Source organism: Streptococcus sp. SG1 (assembly GCF_030439935.1).
In the GTDB taxonomy this organism is placed as follows: domain Bacteria; phylum Bacillota; class Bacilli; order Lactobacillales; family Streptococcaceae; genus Streptococcus; species Streptococcus gordonii.
In genome coordinates, this window is sequence record NZ_JAQFJC010000007.1 from 26,071 (window position 1) to 42,834 (window position 16,764).

Genomic DNA, 16,764 nt, shown 5'->3' on the forward strand with positions numbered 1-16,764 from the left:
CTTTATCCGTCATAAGCTACAAGTAGTTGCTTCTGTTCAATTACTGTACAGACTTATATTCTGTCATATGGAAATATCTTTCTCAGATCCTCTTTTCAAAAACAAGTTCGCTTATGTTTTTACAGATTATGTTATAATATAAACATATAATAACGCTTACTAAAATTTCAAGGAGATATTGATGGGAAATCAGCTGCATATTATAGATATCATTGAAAACAGTTTAGATAGTATGACCGGCCTAGAAAGAGAGATTGCCCACTACTTCTTGAACTCTACAAATATTCAGGAAGATCTATCTTCGCTTCAAGTGACCAAGCAACTGCATATTTCCCAGGCAGCCTTGACTCGATTTGCCAAGAAGTGTGGTTTTAAAGGTTATAGAGAGTTCAAATTTCAATACCAACAGCAAACTACATCGAGTGAGCCCGAAGTGCCTTCTCTCGGGCATGACTTATCACGTCGTGTCTTGCGAAATTATACACAACTTCGAATGCAGACGGAAGAAGTCATAGACGAAGATAAACTACAGCGAATAGCTACTTTGATTGAAGATGCTGATCGGGTTTATTTCTTCGGTATTGGAAGTTCTGGTTTAGTAGCTCGTGATATGAAGCTACGCTTTATGCGTCTAGGAGTCGTTTGTGAGGCCCTGACTGACCAAGATGGTTTCGCTTGGACAACCAGTATTTTAGACAAAAACTGTCTTGTCATCGGATTCTCCCTGTCAGGACAGACTCAATCTATTATTGACAGTCTAATTGATGCTAAAAACATGGGGGCAAAAACAGTTTTGGTGACTGGACAGCCCCAAAAGGTCCAACAAGATTTTACAGAAATCCTTGCTGTAGCTCTGCAAAGCAAACCTGAATTCATCCTGCGTATATCAGCCCAATTTCCCATGTTGCTTATGATAGACCTCATTTACGCCTTTTTTCTTGAGATTAATCGTGAAAAAAAAGAGAAAATCTTCAATAGCTTTTGGGAAAACCAGAAACTAAATGGCTATCACCGTCGAAATACTCATAAAAGATAAAAACGAATCAGAATTTCTTGACTCGTTTTTCTTTTTCGGTTCTCGCTTTTTCGTCTTTTTTCACAAGGGAAGGATTGGACCGTAGATTTCCAATTGAGGCTGAACTTTTTCCATATGAAAGGTATCATAGGCACGCCATTTTTGATAAGTAGACTGATCGAGTTTGAGACCACTAAGACCAATTAAAAAACTAGCACTTTTATGGAATCTTTCAAGAGCAATGAGGAGACGGTTATCAAGGGCTTTGGTTTTCTCCAAACTCTTCAAAACTTCTACTAAACACTCGTAAAAGAGAATTTCATCTCTTGATCGAATTGCCTTCTTTTGAAAATCTTCCATCAAGGAACTTAGAAGCTGAGTGGCTTCCTGAATGAAACTTTTTTCTGTCATTTGATTTTCCTCCTGAAAGACAAGGAACCTGAGAAAAATCTCAGGTTAAACTTGTTTATTTTTGAAATGATAGTAGGCTCCAAACATACCCGCAGTATTTTGATGATGAGCAAAAGCGAGTTTCGTTTTATCGGCAATGCTTGGAACCAAGGCATCCTGCAAAGCCACCTGAATACGCGGTCTAAGAATAGCTTCTTGTCCCATGATGCCACCTCCTAGGATGACAACTTCTGGATTAACAACATAGCAGATATTGGCAATTCCCTGACCCAGATAACCAACCATACGATCAATGCCCTGTATACAAATCTTATTTCCTTCAGTTGCTTCTTTGAAAATCCGTCGGCCATTCCAATGCTCTGCTTCTTCTCCGTGTAGCTCAGCCACATAATTGACTAAAGCAGTTGTAGATGCCACATCCTGGAAAGCTCCATCCGGTAGATGCAGGTAACCGACCTCACAGGCAGAGTTACTAAAGCCATGGAAGACCTGACCATCTACGACCAGACAGCCTCCGATACCTGTACCGATTGTCAAACAAAGGGCAATCTTGGCTCCCATGCCACTGCCCGACATAGCCTCTGCTAGACCAGCACAGTTGACATCATTTTCAATCTCACATGGTAAGGAAAATTTTTCTTCCAGCACTTTTTTGAACTGGGTTCCAGCGTAATTAGGAATCTGCGGCCCAGCATAGAAAATTTCACCCTTGTCTGGATCCACCATACCAGCAGAAGAAATACAAATCCCAGCGAGAGGTCCTTTTTCTAAATAGGCTGCAACAATCGCTTCAACCTTTTGCATAATTCCCGGACCACCTTTGTGGGCCTCTGTCGGCATTTCATGTGCTTCCACCAAGGTCTCAGCCTCGTTGATCAAGCCATACTTGATATTGGTACCGCCAATATCAATGGCGACATATTGTTTCATAGCACACCTTCTCTCTAGTATCTGTTCTTTGACTTATAAGAACTGCTCCTTAGTATGACGAATCAACTGAGCAGCCTCTTCCACGATCGACCGGTCTTCTTCAGTCACTGGTGTCAGAGGTGAACGAACAGACCCAATATTGAGTCCTTCATTGATTTTCAAGACTTCTTTAATCACACCATACATATTACCATGCGCACTCGTTAATTTTCCGATAATAGCATTAATAGCATATTGCAATTCTTTAGCACGTTCCAATTCCTTGTCAGCAATCAGTTGATTGAGTTTGAGGAAGAGCTCTGGCATAGCCCCATATGTACCACCGATACCAGCTGCAGCACCCATGAGTCGGCCACCTAAGAATTGTTCATCTGGTCCATTAAAGACTACATGATCTTCTCTCCCAAGAGCTACAAAGGTCTGAATATCCTGCACCGGCATTGAAGAATTCTTCACACCAATCACACGCTTATTCTTGAGCATTTCTTTGTAAAGACTAGGAGTCAAAGCTACACCAGCCAGCTGAGGGATATTGTAAATCACGAAATCCGTATTAGGCGCTGCCGCACTGATGTCATTCCAATACTTGGCAACCGAATACTCTGGCAACCGGAAATAAATCGGTGGAATAGCTGCAATAGCATCGACTCCTAAACTTTCCGCATGACGAGCCAACTCCACGCTGTCTTTAGTATTGTTGCAAGCCACGTGGGCAATGATGGTCAGACGCCCCTTAGCAACTTTCATCACTTCTTCTAGAACCCGTTTTCGGTCTTCTACACTCAGATAGATACACTCGCCCGAAGAACCGTTGACATAAAGACCTTGCACGCCCTTGGCGATGAAATATTCCACTAAAGCGCGAGTCCGCTCCGGACTGATTTCACCTTCCTCGTCATAGCAGGCGTAGAAAGCCGGAATGACACCTTGGTATTTTTTTAAATCTGACATAGTTTTCTCCTAATGTTTTAGAAATGAGAGGGACGAAAATCATTGTTTCATCCCCACATCTTTTATTTTACAATTTCTGATAATTTAACTTTACGATCTTCAAACATAGACTGAGTACATGCATCTGCTGTCGCAATAGCCTCCAGAGCTGCTTCTCCCGTCAATAATTTTTTGAATTCTTCTGTTACTGGTGCTCCCTGCATAATTTCATGAAAGTAACGCATTTCCTTGTCAATAACAGATGATAACCACAATGGGGTACGTTTACCAGGTTTTCCGTAAGCAATCGCTCCATCCATTTCGGTACTATGGTAAATACGAGTACGATCATCATCTTCTTCCTGTGACTCATGGATTAGGAAGTAACTTTCTTGGCCATCTAATTTGAGAGTTCCTTTACAGTTGAATAAGTCCAGACGAATCGCTCCTTTTGTTCCTTGAATCAAGACATAGTGTTCACCCCAGCGATAAGCAGAACCCCATTCTAGCAAAGCGAAACGCTTGTTTGAAAATTCCATATTAACAAAAATCATGTCATCTTCGTCACCAAAGTTTTCTCCCTCGTGAGCTACATTACCACCAGTCATTGTGACAGTTTCAGGCATCCCGCCCATAAGAAATTGAACACAGTCCAATTCATGGATATGGTGATATAAGTGACCACCAGATTTTTCTCGAATTTTTTTCCAAGATACTGATGGTTGTTGTTCCTCCCATCCATTACGAGCTGTATGACAATATAGAACGTCCCCGATCACACCTTGATTGATTAATTCTTTAGCATGGTGAACACCATTAAAGAAGTTCATGATATGCCCCGCCATAAAGGTCACATTATTTTCTTTACAAGCGTCTACCATTTCGCGACAATCCTCATAGGAAAGAGCAATTGGTTTTTCACAAAAAACATTTTTCCCATGTTGAGCTGCTTTGATAACTGGCTCTTTGTGCAGATTATTTGGAGAAGCTACAATAACACAATCAACTTCGTCGCTAGCGACTAATTCATCTAACGATGCCGCAACTTTTGCTCCTAGCTCTTCAGCTACTGATTCCGCATTTTCTGGATCATAAACAACCGTAATCTCTGCACCATCGTTTTTTTGCATATATCGAGCCAATTCAGCTCCAAAATATCCTGTTCCTACGACGCCATATTTAACCATTTGTTTCTCCTTTGTTATTGTGTATAACATTTTTATTTTTTCTATTTCACAGATCCCTCAGACAATCCTTTTGCTATTTTATTTTGAATAATAGAGAAGAAGATAATTGAAGGAAGGACGACGATAACAGAAGCTGCCATCATATCTCCCCAATCCAGAATTTCTGAACCATTTAATGAACGAAGTGCTACTGCCACTGTCATCTTACTGGTATCATTAATTAAGATTAAGGCATATAAAAATTCATTCCAAGCATTGATAAAAGTATAAATTGCTGTTGCCACAATCCCTGGTGCTACAATAGGTAATACAATCTTATAGAATGTCACAAATTTATTTGCACCGTCAATTCTAGCTGCTTCTTCAATACCGATTGGGACAGTCTGGAAGAAACCTACCAGAAGCCAAACCGCATAAGGAACACTAAAAGATAGATAAACCATCATTAAACCAAATAAACTATTTGTCAAGCCAACTTTTGCAATTGCTATTGAGTAAGGAATCGCCAACAAAATTGGCGGGAAAATATAGGTAATTACAAGCAATCTAGACATGATTGCTCCTAGCTTTGGAAAGAATCGAACAATCCCATAAGCAGCCATTGCCGAGATAATAATTGCAATGACTGTAGTCGTAAGGGCAATGAGTAAACTATTTTTGATATTATCAATAAAGTGTAAATCATTAATAACATGAACAAAATAGTCAAAAGTAAATTGCTCAGGCCAAAATCTAGTAGGAAACTGAGTCAGTTCTCCCTTACCCTTTACTGATGAGATAATGATCCAAATCAAGGGGAAAATAGCAACTATTGTTGCACCTACCAAGAGTATATGTGAAAGAATATCTAAATAAATTCCTGATTTCTTTTTCATTATTTTCTACCCTCCTTTTCCCACTTGCTTATAATGCCAAAATAAATAAAGCAAACTGCCATTAAGAAGATAAAGAGTAAAACAGTTACAGCTGAGGCACGACCCAACAATTTAGTTCCCCATCCAAGATTATAGGCAAAAATTGGGAGAGTCATTGTTGCATTTGAAGGTCCTCCACCTGTAATCAGATAGATGATATCAAAATTATTAAATATCCATACTGTTCTTAAAACAACTAGAAGCCCTACTACGACTTTAATATGAGGGAACACAATAAACTTAAATACTTGCCAACTAGACGCCCCATCAATTGTAGCTGCTTCAAATTGCTCTTCTGGAACTGTTTGAAGAGCAGACAAAACGTTGACCATAATCATTGGAGCACCAAACCAGATATTGATAAATACCAAGCAGATGAAGGCCCATGTGCTGTCTGTTAAAAATGCAGGAACATGATTCATGAGACCTAATTTAACAATCAAGTTTGGTAAATAACCATAAACTCCGTTCAAAATCCATTGCCATGAAAAAGCTATAACGATAGTCGGGAAAGCCCAAGGAACAATCAAAAGAGTGCGATAGAGTTTCTTAAATCGTCGTACTCGATGCAGGGCTAAAGCTAATACAAAACCTACTAAAACTTGCCCAACCAGCGAGAAAACCGTCCACTTAATGGAGTTAAAGAACGCATTAAAGAAGTTGGGATCTGATAGCACAGCCTTGTAATTCGCTAATCCAACAAATCGATAGTTTGGCATGATTAAATGTTTGTTGGTAAAGCTAAAATAGATGCTGGAGAAAAATGGATAAACAAATAATAGTCCAACAATGATAATAGCAGGTAATACAAACACCCATCGAGTCAAATTTCTATTTTTGACCATATGCTTATTCCTCTCTAAAAACAGAGGCCACATAATTGTAGCCTCTGCTATTATTATTTAACATCAACTGCTACAGTTTCAAATAAATCATTCAATTGTTTTTCTGCATCCTTAGCAGCCTCCATTGGATCTTTACCATTTGTAATAATATCTTGGAACATTTGTTCAATGATATGTTGGTTTGTTAACATTCCAGCTTGAACACTTGGACCATTTTCATATCCAATAGCTGTACCTTTTTCTGCCGCTTTTGTAATAACTTCTTCTGCATGTTGGAATTTCTTACGGACGTCATTATCTTTATAGGCTGGATCATCGCTAATGCCTTTGATGGCAGGCAACATTCCGACAGGAGTTGAATCCAAGAAATGAATATAGTCTTTCTTTTCATACAAAGATTCTAAGAATGCTTTCGCTACTTCTGGATGTTTTGAATTCTTCCAAACTACCAATGGAATATTAGAAGTTTCAATACCATAATCTTTATCTGATTCTTTTACTTTTGGAATCGGATAAGCATCAATCGCATCAATTAATTGAGGGCTATTTGCTTGGATACCACCAATATGGAATCCTGAGTTAAAGTCAAAAGCTGTCTTTCCTTGATAGAACAAAGTAGCTTGTTGCAAGACATTAAAGTTCAGTGAATCTTTTGGAGAAAATTCCTTGTACATTTTCACCCAATATTTAATTCCATCTTGAGCCAATTTGCTTGTCAAGTTGGCTTTCATATCCTTTGTCAACAGACTTCCACCGCCACTTCGTACATAGAAATTCAAGAAGCGTGTCCCCATCAGATCATTTGTCCCAAAAGGAACAGACAATCCATAAACTCCATTTTCTTTTAATTTTTTAGAAGCTTCATACAACTGGTCCCATGTTTTTGGAACTTCAATATTATATTGTTTCAATAAATCAGTGCGAACCCACATGACTTGAGCATGGGAGTACAATGGAACAGAATAAAAATTGCCATCAACTTTTGCTTCATCTAGTGCTGTTTTTGTAAACTTATCTTCCCCGATTTTCTTAACAGTATCATTCAATGGAATCAAAGCATCTGAATTGACCATTTCCATAACTTGGTTTGGCAAAGCCGTGCTAATATCTGGAACATTGCCATTCGCTAAACCAGTTGTCCATTTTGTATAAAAGTCATTCCAAGAAAACGTTTCGATTTTAATTTTTGTTTTTGGATGTTTTTTCATAAATTCATCTGCTGATTTTTGGATGCTTTCTAGACGAGGACCCTGTGTAAAGGAGTGCCACATAGTAATCTCACCAGATAATTCTGTTGATGAGCCTTTGTCAGCTGTCTTTTCCGTCTTGCCAGAACAAGCAACCAAGGCAAGACCTGTCAGAGCAAGACCTGCAAGACATAACATTTTTTTAAATTTTTTCATTGTTATTTCCTTCCTTTATTACGAAATTGCAACTTTAAAAACGACTTTTTTTACAGGAGCATCATTTACACGAACCTTAGGTTGATGGAGATCTTCTGGAAAAGTAATTAAACATTCTCCAGCTCTTAGATGCACTAATTGCTCTACTTTTCCTTTGTATAACGCAATATCTTTATTTTCATCGTATTCTTGGGTTACGCTTACGCTTTCTGGTGAAGTAACTGCCATTGCTTCCTCATTTTCTAAAACCAAGTGGATATCTAAATATTTTTGGTGTGTTTCAAAAAATGTGCCCGCTTCACCATCAGCTAAATAAGTAAAGCAATTCCCAAATATACTATCTCCATCAATCTCCAGCAAACCCTCTTGAAGATCATCTAAATCAGTTGATTTTAGAAAGGAAATTAACTTTTCAAAATGCGGATTCACACCTGTATAGGTTGCTAAACGATTGATTTTGGTAATAATCATCCTCCATCCTCCTCTTTTTTCGTTAAGTAAAATTATTCCTATTTTTTTACAGCAGCCACAAAGCGTTCTGTTATTTCTTTGGGACGAGTAATTGCCCCTCCAACCACAATACCACGAACACCTAAATCATGAATCACTTTAGCATCTGCGGGGTAATGAATCTTCCCTTCCGCAATGACATCCAAACCTGCATTACAAAGATTTTTGATAAGTTCGAAATCAGGCCCATCTACTTTAGGACTGTAAGAAGTATAACCCGATAAGGTTGTCCCTACAAAATCTACTCCCGCCTCTGCCGCGTCTACACCCTCTTCAAGAGTGCTAATATCTGCCATTAGCAACTGTTTAGGGTACTTTCTCTTGACTTCCTTAATAAATTCCTCAATCGTTAAACCATCAAAGCGATCCCTTTTAGTACAATCCATTGCAATCACTTCAATATCTAACTCCGCCAACTCATCCACTTCTTTCATTGTTGCAGTGATAAAAGGTTCTTGCGGTGGATAATCCCTCTTAATAATTCCGATAATAGGAAGAGAGGATATCTCTTTAATTTCCTTGATATCCCGAACACTATTTGCTCGAATACCAATTGCTCCCCCCTGCTCAGCAGCCTTAACTAAAAGCGGAATCACTCCCCCTTTTTCTGTATAAAGCGGTTCATGAGGTAAGGCTTGGCAAGATACGATGATGCCATCCCTAATTTGTTCAATTAATGCTTCTTTGGAAATTTGTGCCATAGACAATCTCCTTTTTCTTTTGATATTCCGTTTATTTTGTAATGTCATTATATACAATTATTAAAGCGCTTTCAATATTTTCTGGCGTTTAGATTTTAGTTTCCTATTTTTAGTATTTTTCACAAAACTCTGAAAGTAGTTTCAGAATTTAGTCCATTTCCATAAAATAAAAAAAAAGATTTTTTTACTTTCTTTTTCATTTTTCTCATCTTCCTGCGAATAGTTAAGTGTAAGCAAAATCGCTTAACAAACTGTAAAGGAGTAGCAAGATGTTTTTATTACCACTTTTCTGGCCTCTATTTTTCAAAATCTAAAAGATTGGAGATAATAATGAAAGAATTCAAAGAACTAAGCAAACAAGAGTTAGAGAAAACATGTGGCGGAGTTGCCATGCCTGCCTTATGGTTTTTTAGACGCCAAGCACCTTCAGGAAATCGACGGTCCTCTAGATTTTCACTTCTCATTCTCTAGACCATAGATGAGATAAGGTTCAACCACTAGTCCTAAAGCTAGCTTCACTTCTACCAACTTAACAGTTGGTGGCCTATATAATAAAGGAGAATATACAATGGAAAATATGACAACAATTGAAAACCACTACCTCGCCCTAACCGAAGACGAATTAATGAATGTTGAAGGGGGAGAATTCTTAACTGCTACTATTGCGGGTATTGCTGTATGGAAACTTGGAGTAGCAGCTCTATCTGGACTAAGCCTAGGTTATTTAATTAACCGCTAAAAACCTATACTTATATAAAAGGAGAATAACATGAGTAATTTCAATAGCATTGATAAATATGAAACACTAACTGAGATAAACTTGGCAGAAATCCAAGGTGGTGATTTAGGAGTTTTAGTCGGAATTTTCGCTGCTGCATATGTTATTGGTAGTGACTTAGCTAGACGAAAAAAATAGTCCATTATGTTATCTAAAAAAGAAATAGTTATAACTGTCTTGTATCTTGTCTATGTCATTTTTTATGTATTAAACGATATGCATGTTCTGAAAATTGGCAACCTTCCTAATCTATTAGTGCCAACTATTCTATTTTTATGCTTAAAATACGAAATCAGACGAAATAGCGAACATAAGAAAAAGCCTGTATCTTAGGCTTTTTTCTAATCCTTCAGCCAACACACACTTCAGCACCTTTACCTCTTTGACAACTCTACGCCTGAAAGATAGCTAGTAGACCACTCTTTGATTCCACCTAATCGACATTCAGTTTATGTTTAGCACGGAGAAGGCAACTCATTAATCCCAACATAATGAGCTCCTAGTGAGGAGAAAAACGATAGCCTAACAACATCAATAGAATTAAGAAATCGGTGTTCGCTATTGCTCCTCCTAGACTAAATTTCAGTCCATGCCACCAATCACTACATTTTGCTGATCAATATACGAAAATCCCTCACTCATGCGAGCGAGGGATTTTTTTATGATCTTTACAGGAGTTTTTCACTCCTTCAGCCATGTACTTATTTGCGACGTCCTGGACGTTCTTTGTAACCGTAGTAAGAATCTTCGATGATTTCTTGCATATGGTCAACCATTGGAAGACGTGGGTTAGCAGGCGAACATTGATCTTCATAAGCAAGGAAAGCCAATTCACGAGAATGTTTCTTCCATTCTTTTTCATCAATTCCTTGAGCCTTGAAGTTCATTTGGATACCAACGCGCTCACCAAGTTCGTAGACAGCTTTTGCGTAAGATTCCACACCTTCTTCTGGAGTAGAAGCCGGTAAACCAAGCATACGAGCGATATCTTGGTATTTTTCATCCGCACGGTAGTAGTTGTACTTAGGCCATGTCGCTGTCTTAGCTGGACGTGTACCATTGTAACGGATTACGTATGGCAGCAAGATAGCATTGGTACGACCGTGGATTGTGTGGAATTGCGCACCAATCTTATGAGCCATTGAGTGAGAAATACCCAAGAAAGCATTGGCAAAGGCCATACCAGCGATTGTTGAAGCATTATGCATCTTTTCACGTGAATGGAAATCTGCATTCTTCACAGAGCTTTCAAGGTTTTCAAAGACAAGTTTGATTGCTTGAAGGGCAAGACCATCAGTGTAGTCACTAGCCATTTGAGATACGTATGCTTCAGTAGCGTGGGTCAATACGTCCATACCAGTGTCCGCAGCAACAAATCCTGGAACTGTTAATACCAAAGCTGGGTCTACGATGGCTACAGTAGGAGTCAATGAGTAGTCAGCGATTGGGTATTTACGGTTGTTAGCCTTATCAGAGATAACGGCAAACGGTGTTACTTCAGATCCTGTACCAGATGTTGTTGGGATTGCGATAAACTTAGTCTTCTTACCAAGCAATGGGAACTTGAAGGCACGTTTACGGATATCCATGAATTTTTGAACAAGGTCACGGAAGTCAACTTCTGGTCGTTCATAGAAGAGCCACATTACTTTAGCTGCGTCCATTGGTGAACCACCACCAAGTGCAATGATTGTATCAGGTTTGAAGGAACGCATGATCTCTGTACCACGTTCAACTGTTGTGATATCTGGCTCTGGTTCTACGTCAGCAAAGATTTGATAAACAACCTTATTACGACGAAGATCGAGTTGCTCGATGATACGATCTAGGAAACCAAGCTCTACCATAGCATGGTCTGTAACGATCATGACACGCTCAACGTCACGACATTTTTGAAGGTATTGAATTGAGTCACGTTCAAAGTATGTTTTTGAAGGAAGTTTCATCCATTGCATGTTATTTCTCCGTCTTCCGACTTTTTTGATGTTCAAGAGGTTGATGGCGCTGACGTTATCTCCAACTGAGTTGCGTCCGTAAGAACCACATCCAAGTGTCAATGATGGCAAGAAGGCATTATAAACGTCCCCGATACCACCGAAAGTAGAAGGTGAGTTACAGATAACACGAATAGCTTTAACTGCTTTACCAAATTCTTTAGTCAATTCTTCATCTGCAGTATGGATGGCAGCTGAGTGACCAAGACCGTTAAATTCAACCATTTGGCGAGCCTTGTTAATTCCGTCTTCACGACTTTCAGATTTCAAAACTGCGATAACTGGAGATAATTTTTCACGAGTTAACGGCTCTTTTTCGCCAACTTCTTTACATTCTGCAGCAAGGATATTGGTTCCTTCTGGAACTGTAAATCCTGCTTGTTCTGCAATCCAAGCTGCTGGCTTACCTACGATATCTGCATTGAGCTTCGCACCAGCACAGTTCTTACTGTTTGCCTTAGCACCGAAGCAGAATTCTTCCAACAGAGCTTTTTCTTTCTTATTTACAAAGTAAGTATGATAAGACTTGAATTCTTCTACAAATTCATCGTAAATTTCTTTGTCAATGATAACAGCTTGCTCAGATGCACAGACCATACCATTGTCAAAGGACTTAGACATAACGATATCATGAGCCGCCTGACGGATATTCGCTGATTTTTCAACATAAGCTGGTACGTTTCCAGCACCTACCCCAAGGGCAGGTTTTCCACATGAATACGCTGCCTTCACCATTGCATTACCACCAGTTGCAAGGATCGTTGCCACTCCTTCATGGTTCATAAGAGCACTAGTTGCTTCCATAGATGGTTGGGTAATCCATTGAACACAGTTCTCAGGAGCACCCGCTGCGATTGCTGCATCACGAACGATTTGAGCTGCATGAGCAGATGATTCTTGAGCAGATGGGTGGAAAGCAAAGACAATTGGGTTACGAGTCTTCAATGAAATCAAAGACTTAAAGATTGCAGTCGAAGTTGGGTTGGTTGTTGGAGTAATTCCGCAGACAACACCAACCGGCTCAGCAATCAAAGTTAAACCTGTTACATCATCTTCTTCGATAACACCAACAGTCTTCGTGTGACGCATGTTGTTTACCACGTGTTCACAGGCGAATAGGTTTTTTGTTGCCTTATCTTCAAAGACCCCACGACCTGTTTCTTCATAAGCATGAAGCGCCAATTCTCCATGGGCATCAAGTGCTGCAACAGAAGCTTTGGCTACGATGTAGTCGATTTGTTCTTGGTCTAATTTGCGCATTTCATCAAGAGCAACCAAGGCTTTTTGTACTAACTCATCTACATGCTTTTCAGCTGCGAGTTTCTTTTCCTCAGGTGTCACAGTTTTTTTATCAGCCATATTTTCCTCCATAGCTTTCAAGGAATTTATCCTTTGTTAATTTTTTCACAATTTCATTATAACCCATTTGCTTTCCTTTGTAAACACTTTCGCTTACATTTCACAAACTTTTTTATTATTGTTTGTGAAATATATTTCAATCTCCATTTATTGCTGCGACTACCTCTATTTTTTTGTGAAATCAAATTTTGTAATAATTTAATTTCACATAGATTTGTTTACATATTTTCACAGAAGCTTGTAAAAATTAGGTAAGCGCTTTCATATATTATATATAAAGAACCCGAATATCGGGCCTTTATATTCATCATTAAATTAAGGTTTGACAGGGCCTTGATTAGCTTCATCAAGCGTAGCCTTGATTGTTTGAGCATATAATTGACCACCTGCAGCAATGCTTTGTGACTCAGTGCCAAAGTGAACGTAATCTGTTCCATACCAGATAGCAGGATTATCAATGGCTGCTTGATACCAATCAGCTACATAAACATAATTATATTTCTTCGCCAATTCCAATTGGTACTGCCGAGTTTTTACCAGATCACTGTTTTCATCTCCAGCAACTCGTCCATCATATGGAGTCACTAAGATTAAACGATGTCCCTTAGGAAGTTTTTCAACCAGTTTATTAAGCACTTCTTCGTAATTAGGAACTGTATTAGCACCTAAAGCAAGGACTACATTTTGCAGAAGAACCTTGTTGCTAATATCTGTTTGATAAACCTCTAAACCTGATTCCAGATTTCGGCTGACAGCTGCATCCAATTGCACGCCAGGAATAGCTTCTTGTAACCAGTCATTAGCTCGCAAAGCTACAGAATCACCTATCAAGGTCGTTCCAGGCGCCACATTGTAATCAGTAGCTGTTGTTTGATCCGCTTGGCTACGGGTTAATTGCATCTTACTATCCGCTTGATTTAAGGCATTAATCATTAAGTCTTCCTCAAAAGCTCCAACCTTAGGTGAAGTAAAGATGATAAAGAAGCAGATGAGCCCCAAAGGGATCAGACTATAAAAAATCGGTCTCGCAATTGATTTTACATCGAGCTTAATACCAAACAAATCTGGTTTTCTTCCCGCTAAAACAGGTTCCAAAATATAGAAAGAGACTGCTGCAAAGGCAAAGGATAGAAGAGTAGTTAATACTACTGCTCCTGCATTTCCCATCAACTGACTGAAAATAATGTAAAAAGGCCAATGGAAGAGATAAACACCGTAACTCGTATCAGCAATAAATGTGACCCAGATTGGCTCTTCCAGCTTAGGTGTCTTTTCATGGAGAACACGAGCACCCAAAATCATAGCCAAGGCAGCTATCGTTGCGAGGAGAAAGCCAACTAAATAAGTGAAGATATTATCAAAACGAAGCAGGAAGGTTAGAAGAATTAAGACAACAAAACCACCACCAATAGTGGCTATCGTCTGCTTCATGCTCCAAGACTGTTCTAGTTTCTTGAAATTTGCCCCTACATTTTGAACACCAGAAACTGTAGCTAAAGCTGTCCCAGCAAAGAAGGGGAAGATATGTGTCCAGCTTGAAAAATAAAGGGAAGAAAAATTCTTAGTGAAAAAGCTACTTACAAACATGGACAGAAAACTAAATAAGAAAATTCCTGTCGAAATCAGAAAAATCATCCCTCGAAATTGGCCGAGACTCCGACTTTTCTTAGCCAAGAACCAGACTGCCAATCCCCACAAAATATAATAATGCACCTCAAGTGCTAAACTCCAAGTATGTACAAATAAATGAGGTACAAACTGACTCTCGTAGCTACCGCCCGATAAAATTTCATAAAAATTTGTTACAAAACCTAGGGCACCCGCTATCTGCGTTCCAATACCAGCCACAAAATCTTTGCGAATGAAGAGGGTAAACGGCAGAGTGATCAGAATCATAAAGACCAGAGGCGGAAAAATCCTATAAAAACGTCGTCTTAGAAATCCTAAGATATCAATTTCTTGACGTTTAGCAAATTCATCAATCAGGAGTGAGGTGATCAAGAACCCAGAAAATGCGTAGAAAACGTCCACCCCAATAAAGCCTCCAGGAAACACTCCCTGGAAGAAATGATAGAGTAGAACGAGAAGCAAACCTGCTATCCTTACTAATGAAAACCATTTAATGCGCATTTTGATAAATTCCTTGTTTAAACTTTCCTTTGTAAACGACCTTTTGCTCGGTTGTTAGAGTGCCTTGGCCGTCCGCTTGGCCTTTACTAAACTCACCTTCGTACTTCCAACCGCTCTTAGAGGTAAATTTCCCCTTGCCATCAAAGATTCCATTTTTGAAATCTCCTTCGTACTTATCGCCATTTTTGAAAGTCAAAGTTCCTTGACCATCCATCTTTCCATGAACCAGACTGCCATCATACTTAATCGCTCCCTTATCAAGAGTAAGCACTCCTTTATCTGGAATATTAGAAGTAAAAACTAAAATCGCAGACAAAGCAATTAGTGTAACAGCAGCTATCTCAAAATTTGTTCTTGTCAAATAATGCTGGTAACGATTATAAAATTCTTTTAATTTATCCATTTTTATCCATCCAAACGTTCCAGCCAGCGCTCACAGCCTGCTTGAACTAGCCGGTAAGTTTCATCAAAATCATTAGTATACCAAGGATCTGGTACACTTTTATCCATAAATTGATATATCTTATCCTGGTATTTCCGAGGGGCCATCTCTTTTAAATCTGCCACATTGGAAGCATCCATACCAACGATATAATCAAAGAAGGCAAAGTCCTTTTCAGACATCTGCAGAGAAGTTTTTTCAACATCAAATATAATCGCATGCTCATTCAAAGCTGCTTGAGTCCCTTTGTGAATTGGATTTCCATGTTCCCAATTAGAAGTTGCCCGACTTTCAATATGAAATTTATCAGTCAAGCTTTTCATAACAAACTCAGCCATCGGACTCCGACAGATGTTGCCCAAGCAAACAAATACAATTTTTTTCATAGAAATACCTCTTCTTAATTATATCAGAAAATGACATTAAATAGGTTGCTGACCTCCAAAAAAACTGGACGCTTTCCTGCCAATTTAGCATTTTTCTTCCTTCCAATAAGCAGGAAAAGACCACCTGATTGGGTGGTCTTTTAGGGAGATTATTATGAAAAAGAAAAGTTTTAGGAGTTCAAGCTAAGTATTCTTAACTTATGACTACAGTATACTCGAGCCAACTTAAAAATATCTTAAAGCAATTTTAAGTTTCTTTTTCTGGCAAATAAATGTCCAACCTAGGCCACTTAGATTGCCATTTTTTCTTTTCCAAACGTTCTCTATAAAGTTTGATCCTTTCCTCATCCGCTAAAAAATGTGGTGTAGGATTGACTTGAAAGTTAACAAGATCAGTCAAGCCATAAGCTGTGAATAACTCAAGATCATCATTTTTTAATAAACGTAAACCAAGAGCTGTACAGGTTTCTGGATATTTACTCATAGCGTCCTGTGAACTGGTATAAGGATCAGTATTAGGACTATGAATATGCATATAAACTTGATTCTTTACTTCCCATCGATAGAGTGGATGAGCTTCTCTTAAGCGCTTCTCAATTTGTAACGTCTCCTCATAAGAGACTGTCGGATCAAAGAATATCACATCTATATCTGTTTCAAAATCAAATTTTTCCCGACCTGACAAATGATTCCAGATGAAATTTCTAACACTTCCAGCTGCCAGCCAGCTATCCTGTAAATTCAACTCCCGAATAATCTTTACAATAGTCATTAGATGCTGATCAGCATAGAAAAGGTCTAGAAGATTTTTCTCTTCTACTTCCATAAG

Annotated in this window: 17 protein-coding genes; 3 read left to right on the forward strand and 14 right to left on the reverse strand. The window is 38.8% G+C overall.

Annotation, left to right across the window (positions count from 1 at the left end; genetic code table 11):
* The first annotated feature begins 181 nt into the window (after window positions 1-181).
* A complete protein-coding gene (locus tag PCY06_RS07010) occupies window positions 182-1,036 on the forward strand; it encodes a MurR/RpiR family transcriptional regulator (RefSeq protein WP_082307279.1) in 855 nt (284 codons plus the stop codon).
* 60 nt (window positions 1,037-1,096) lie between these two features.
* Here PCY06_RS07010 and PCY06_RS07015 read toward each other — a convergent pair whose 3' ends face one another.
* The 9 genes from PCY06_RS07015 to PCY06_RS07055 all read right to left on the reverse strand — a co-directional run bounded on the left by PCY06_RS07015 (window position 1,097) and on the right by PCY06_RS07055 (window position 8,846).
* The gene (locus tag PCY06_RS07015) at window positions 1,097-1,426 is read right to left on the reverse strand and encodes a DNA helicase (RefSeq protein WP_082307280.1); all 330 of its coding nucleotides are present in this window, start codon (window positions 1,424-1,426) and stop codon (window positions 1,097-1,099) included.
* A 45-nt stretch (window positions 1,427-1,471) separates the two neighbouring features.
* Complete coding sequence (locus PCY06_RS07020) at window positions 1,472-2,356, reverse strand: ROK family protein (protein WP_060971172.1); 885 nt, start codon at window positions 2,354-2,356, stop codon at window positions 1,472-1,474.
* Between the two features lie 33 nt (window positions 2,357-2,389).
* Window positions 2,390-3,307, reverse strand: a complete 918-nt coding sequence (locus tag PCY06_RS07025) for an N-acetylneuraminate lyase (protein WP_060971171.1) — start codon at window positions 3,305-3,307, stop codon at window positions 2,390-2,392.
* A gap of 62 nt (window positions 3,308-3,369) precedes the next feature.
* A complete protein-coding gene (locus PCY06_RS07030; protein WP_082307281.1) occupies window positions 3,370-4,473 on the reverse strand; it encodes a Gfo/Idh/MocA family protein in 1,104 nt (367 codons plus the stop codon).
* Between the two features lie 41 nt (window positions 4,474-4,514).
* On the reverse strand, window positions 4,515-5,348 hold the full coding sequence (locus tag PCY06_RS07035) for a carbohydrate ABC transporter permease (protein ID WP_011999670.1): 834 nt from the start codon (window positions 5,346-5,348) through the stop codon (window positions 4,515-4,517).
* Entirely contained in the window at window positions 5,348-6,232 is an 885-nt protein-coding gene (locus PCY06_RS07040) for a carbohydrate ABC transporter permease (protein ID WP_045634488.1), read from the reverse strand. Before PCY06_RS07040 ends, PCY06_RS07035 begins: the two co-directional genes overlap by 1 nt.
* Before the next feature lie 53 nt (window positions 6,233-6,285).
* Window positions 6,286-7,635: an ABC transporter substrate-binding protein gene (locus PCY06_RS07045; protein WP_045634489.1), complete on the reverse strand. Its 1,350-nt coding sequence runs from the start codon at window positions 7,633-7,635 to the stop codon at window positions 6,286-6,288.
* Window positions 7,636-7,653: 18 nt separating this feature from the next.
* Window positions 7,654-8,106 (reverse strand): YhcH/YjgK/YiaL family protein, encoded by a 453-nt coding sequence (locus PCY06_RS07050; RefSeq protein WP_045634490.1) that lies wholly within the window; start codon window positions 8,104-8,106, stop codon window positions 7,654-7,656.
* Window positions 8,107-8,144: 38 nt separating this feature from the next.
* Window positions 8,145-8,846: an N-acetylmannosamine-6-phosphate 2-epimerase gene (locus PCY06_RS07055; RefSeq protein ID WP_045634491.1), complete on the reverse strand. Its 702-nt coding sequence runs from the start codon at window positions 8,844-8,846 to the stop codon at window positions 8,145-8,147.
* Between the two features lie 568 nt (window positions 8,847-9,414).
* Here PCY06_RS07055 and PCY06_RS07060 point away from each other — a divergent pair.
* The gene (locus PCY06_RS07060; protein WP_105165094.1) at window positions 9,415-9,585 is read left to right on the forward strand and encodes a class IIb bacteriocin, lactobin A/cerein 7B family; all 171 of its coding nucleotides are present in this window, start codon (window positions 9,415-9,417) and stop codon (window positions 9,583-9,585) included.
* 30 nt (window positions 9,586-9,615) lie between these two features.
* A complete protein-coding gene (locus PCY06_RS07065) occupies window positions 9,616-9,762 on the forward strand; it encodes a hypothetical protein (protein ID WP_185760645.1) in 147 nt (48 codons plus the stop codon).
* Window positions 9,763-10,325: 563 nt separating this feature from the next.
* Here PCY06_RS07065 and adhE read toward each other — a convergent pair.
* From adhE to PCY06_RS07090, 5 genes are all read right to left on the reverse strand, one after another.
* The gene (adhE, locus tag PCY06_RS07070) at window positions 10,326-12,977 is read right to left on the reverse strand and encodes a bifunctional acetaldehyde-CoA/alcohol dehydrogenase (RefSeq protein WP_082307283.1); all 2,652 of its coding nucleotides are present in this window, start codon (window positions 12,975-12,977) and stop codon (window positions 10,326-10,328) included.
* 315 nt (window positions 12,978-13,292) lie between these two features.
* The gene (locus PCY06_RS07075; protein WP_082307284.1) at window positions 13,293-15,107 is read right to left on the reverse strand and encodes an acyltransferase family protein; all 1,815 of its coding nucleotides are present in this window, start codon (window positions 15,105-15,107) and stop codon (window positions 13,293-13,295) included.
* Complete coding sequence (locus PCY06_RS07080) at window positions 15,097-15,510, reverse strand: hypothetical protein (RefSeq protein ID WP_008808141.1); 414 nt, start codon at window positions 15,508-15,510, stop codon at window positions 15,097-15,099. Before PCY06_RS07080 ends, PCY06_RS07075 begins: the two co-directional genes overlap by 11 nt.
* A gap of 2 nt (window positions 15,511-15,512) precedes the next feature.
* Window positions 15,513-15,935 carry a low molecular weight protein-tyrosine-phosphatase gene (locus tag PCY06_RS07085; protein ID WP_053794258.1) on the reverse strand — a complete coding sequence of 141 codons (423 nt, stop codon included), beginning with the start codon at window positions 15,933-15,935 and terminating at the stop codon, window positions 15,513-15,515.
* 247 nt (window positions 15,936-16,182) lie between these two features.
* Window positions 16,183-16,761 carry a nucleotidyltransferase family protein gene (locus PCY06_RS07090; protein WP_082307285.1) on the reverse strand — a complete coding sequence of 193 codons (579 nt, stop codon included), beginning with the start codon at window positions 16,759-16,761 and terminating at the stop codon, window positions 16,183-16,185.
* Window positions 16,762-16,764: the final 3 nt, after the last annotated feature.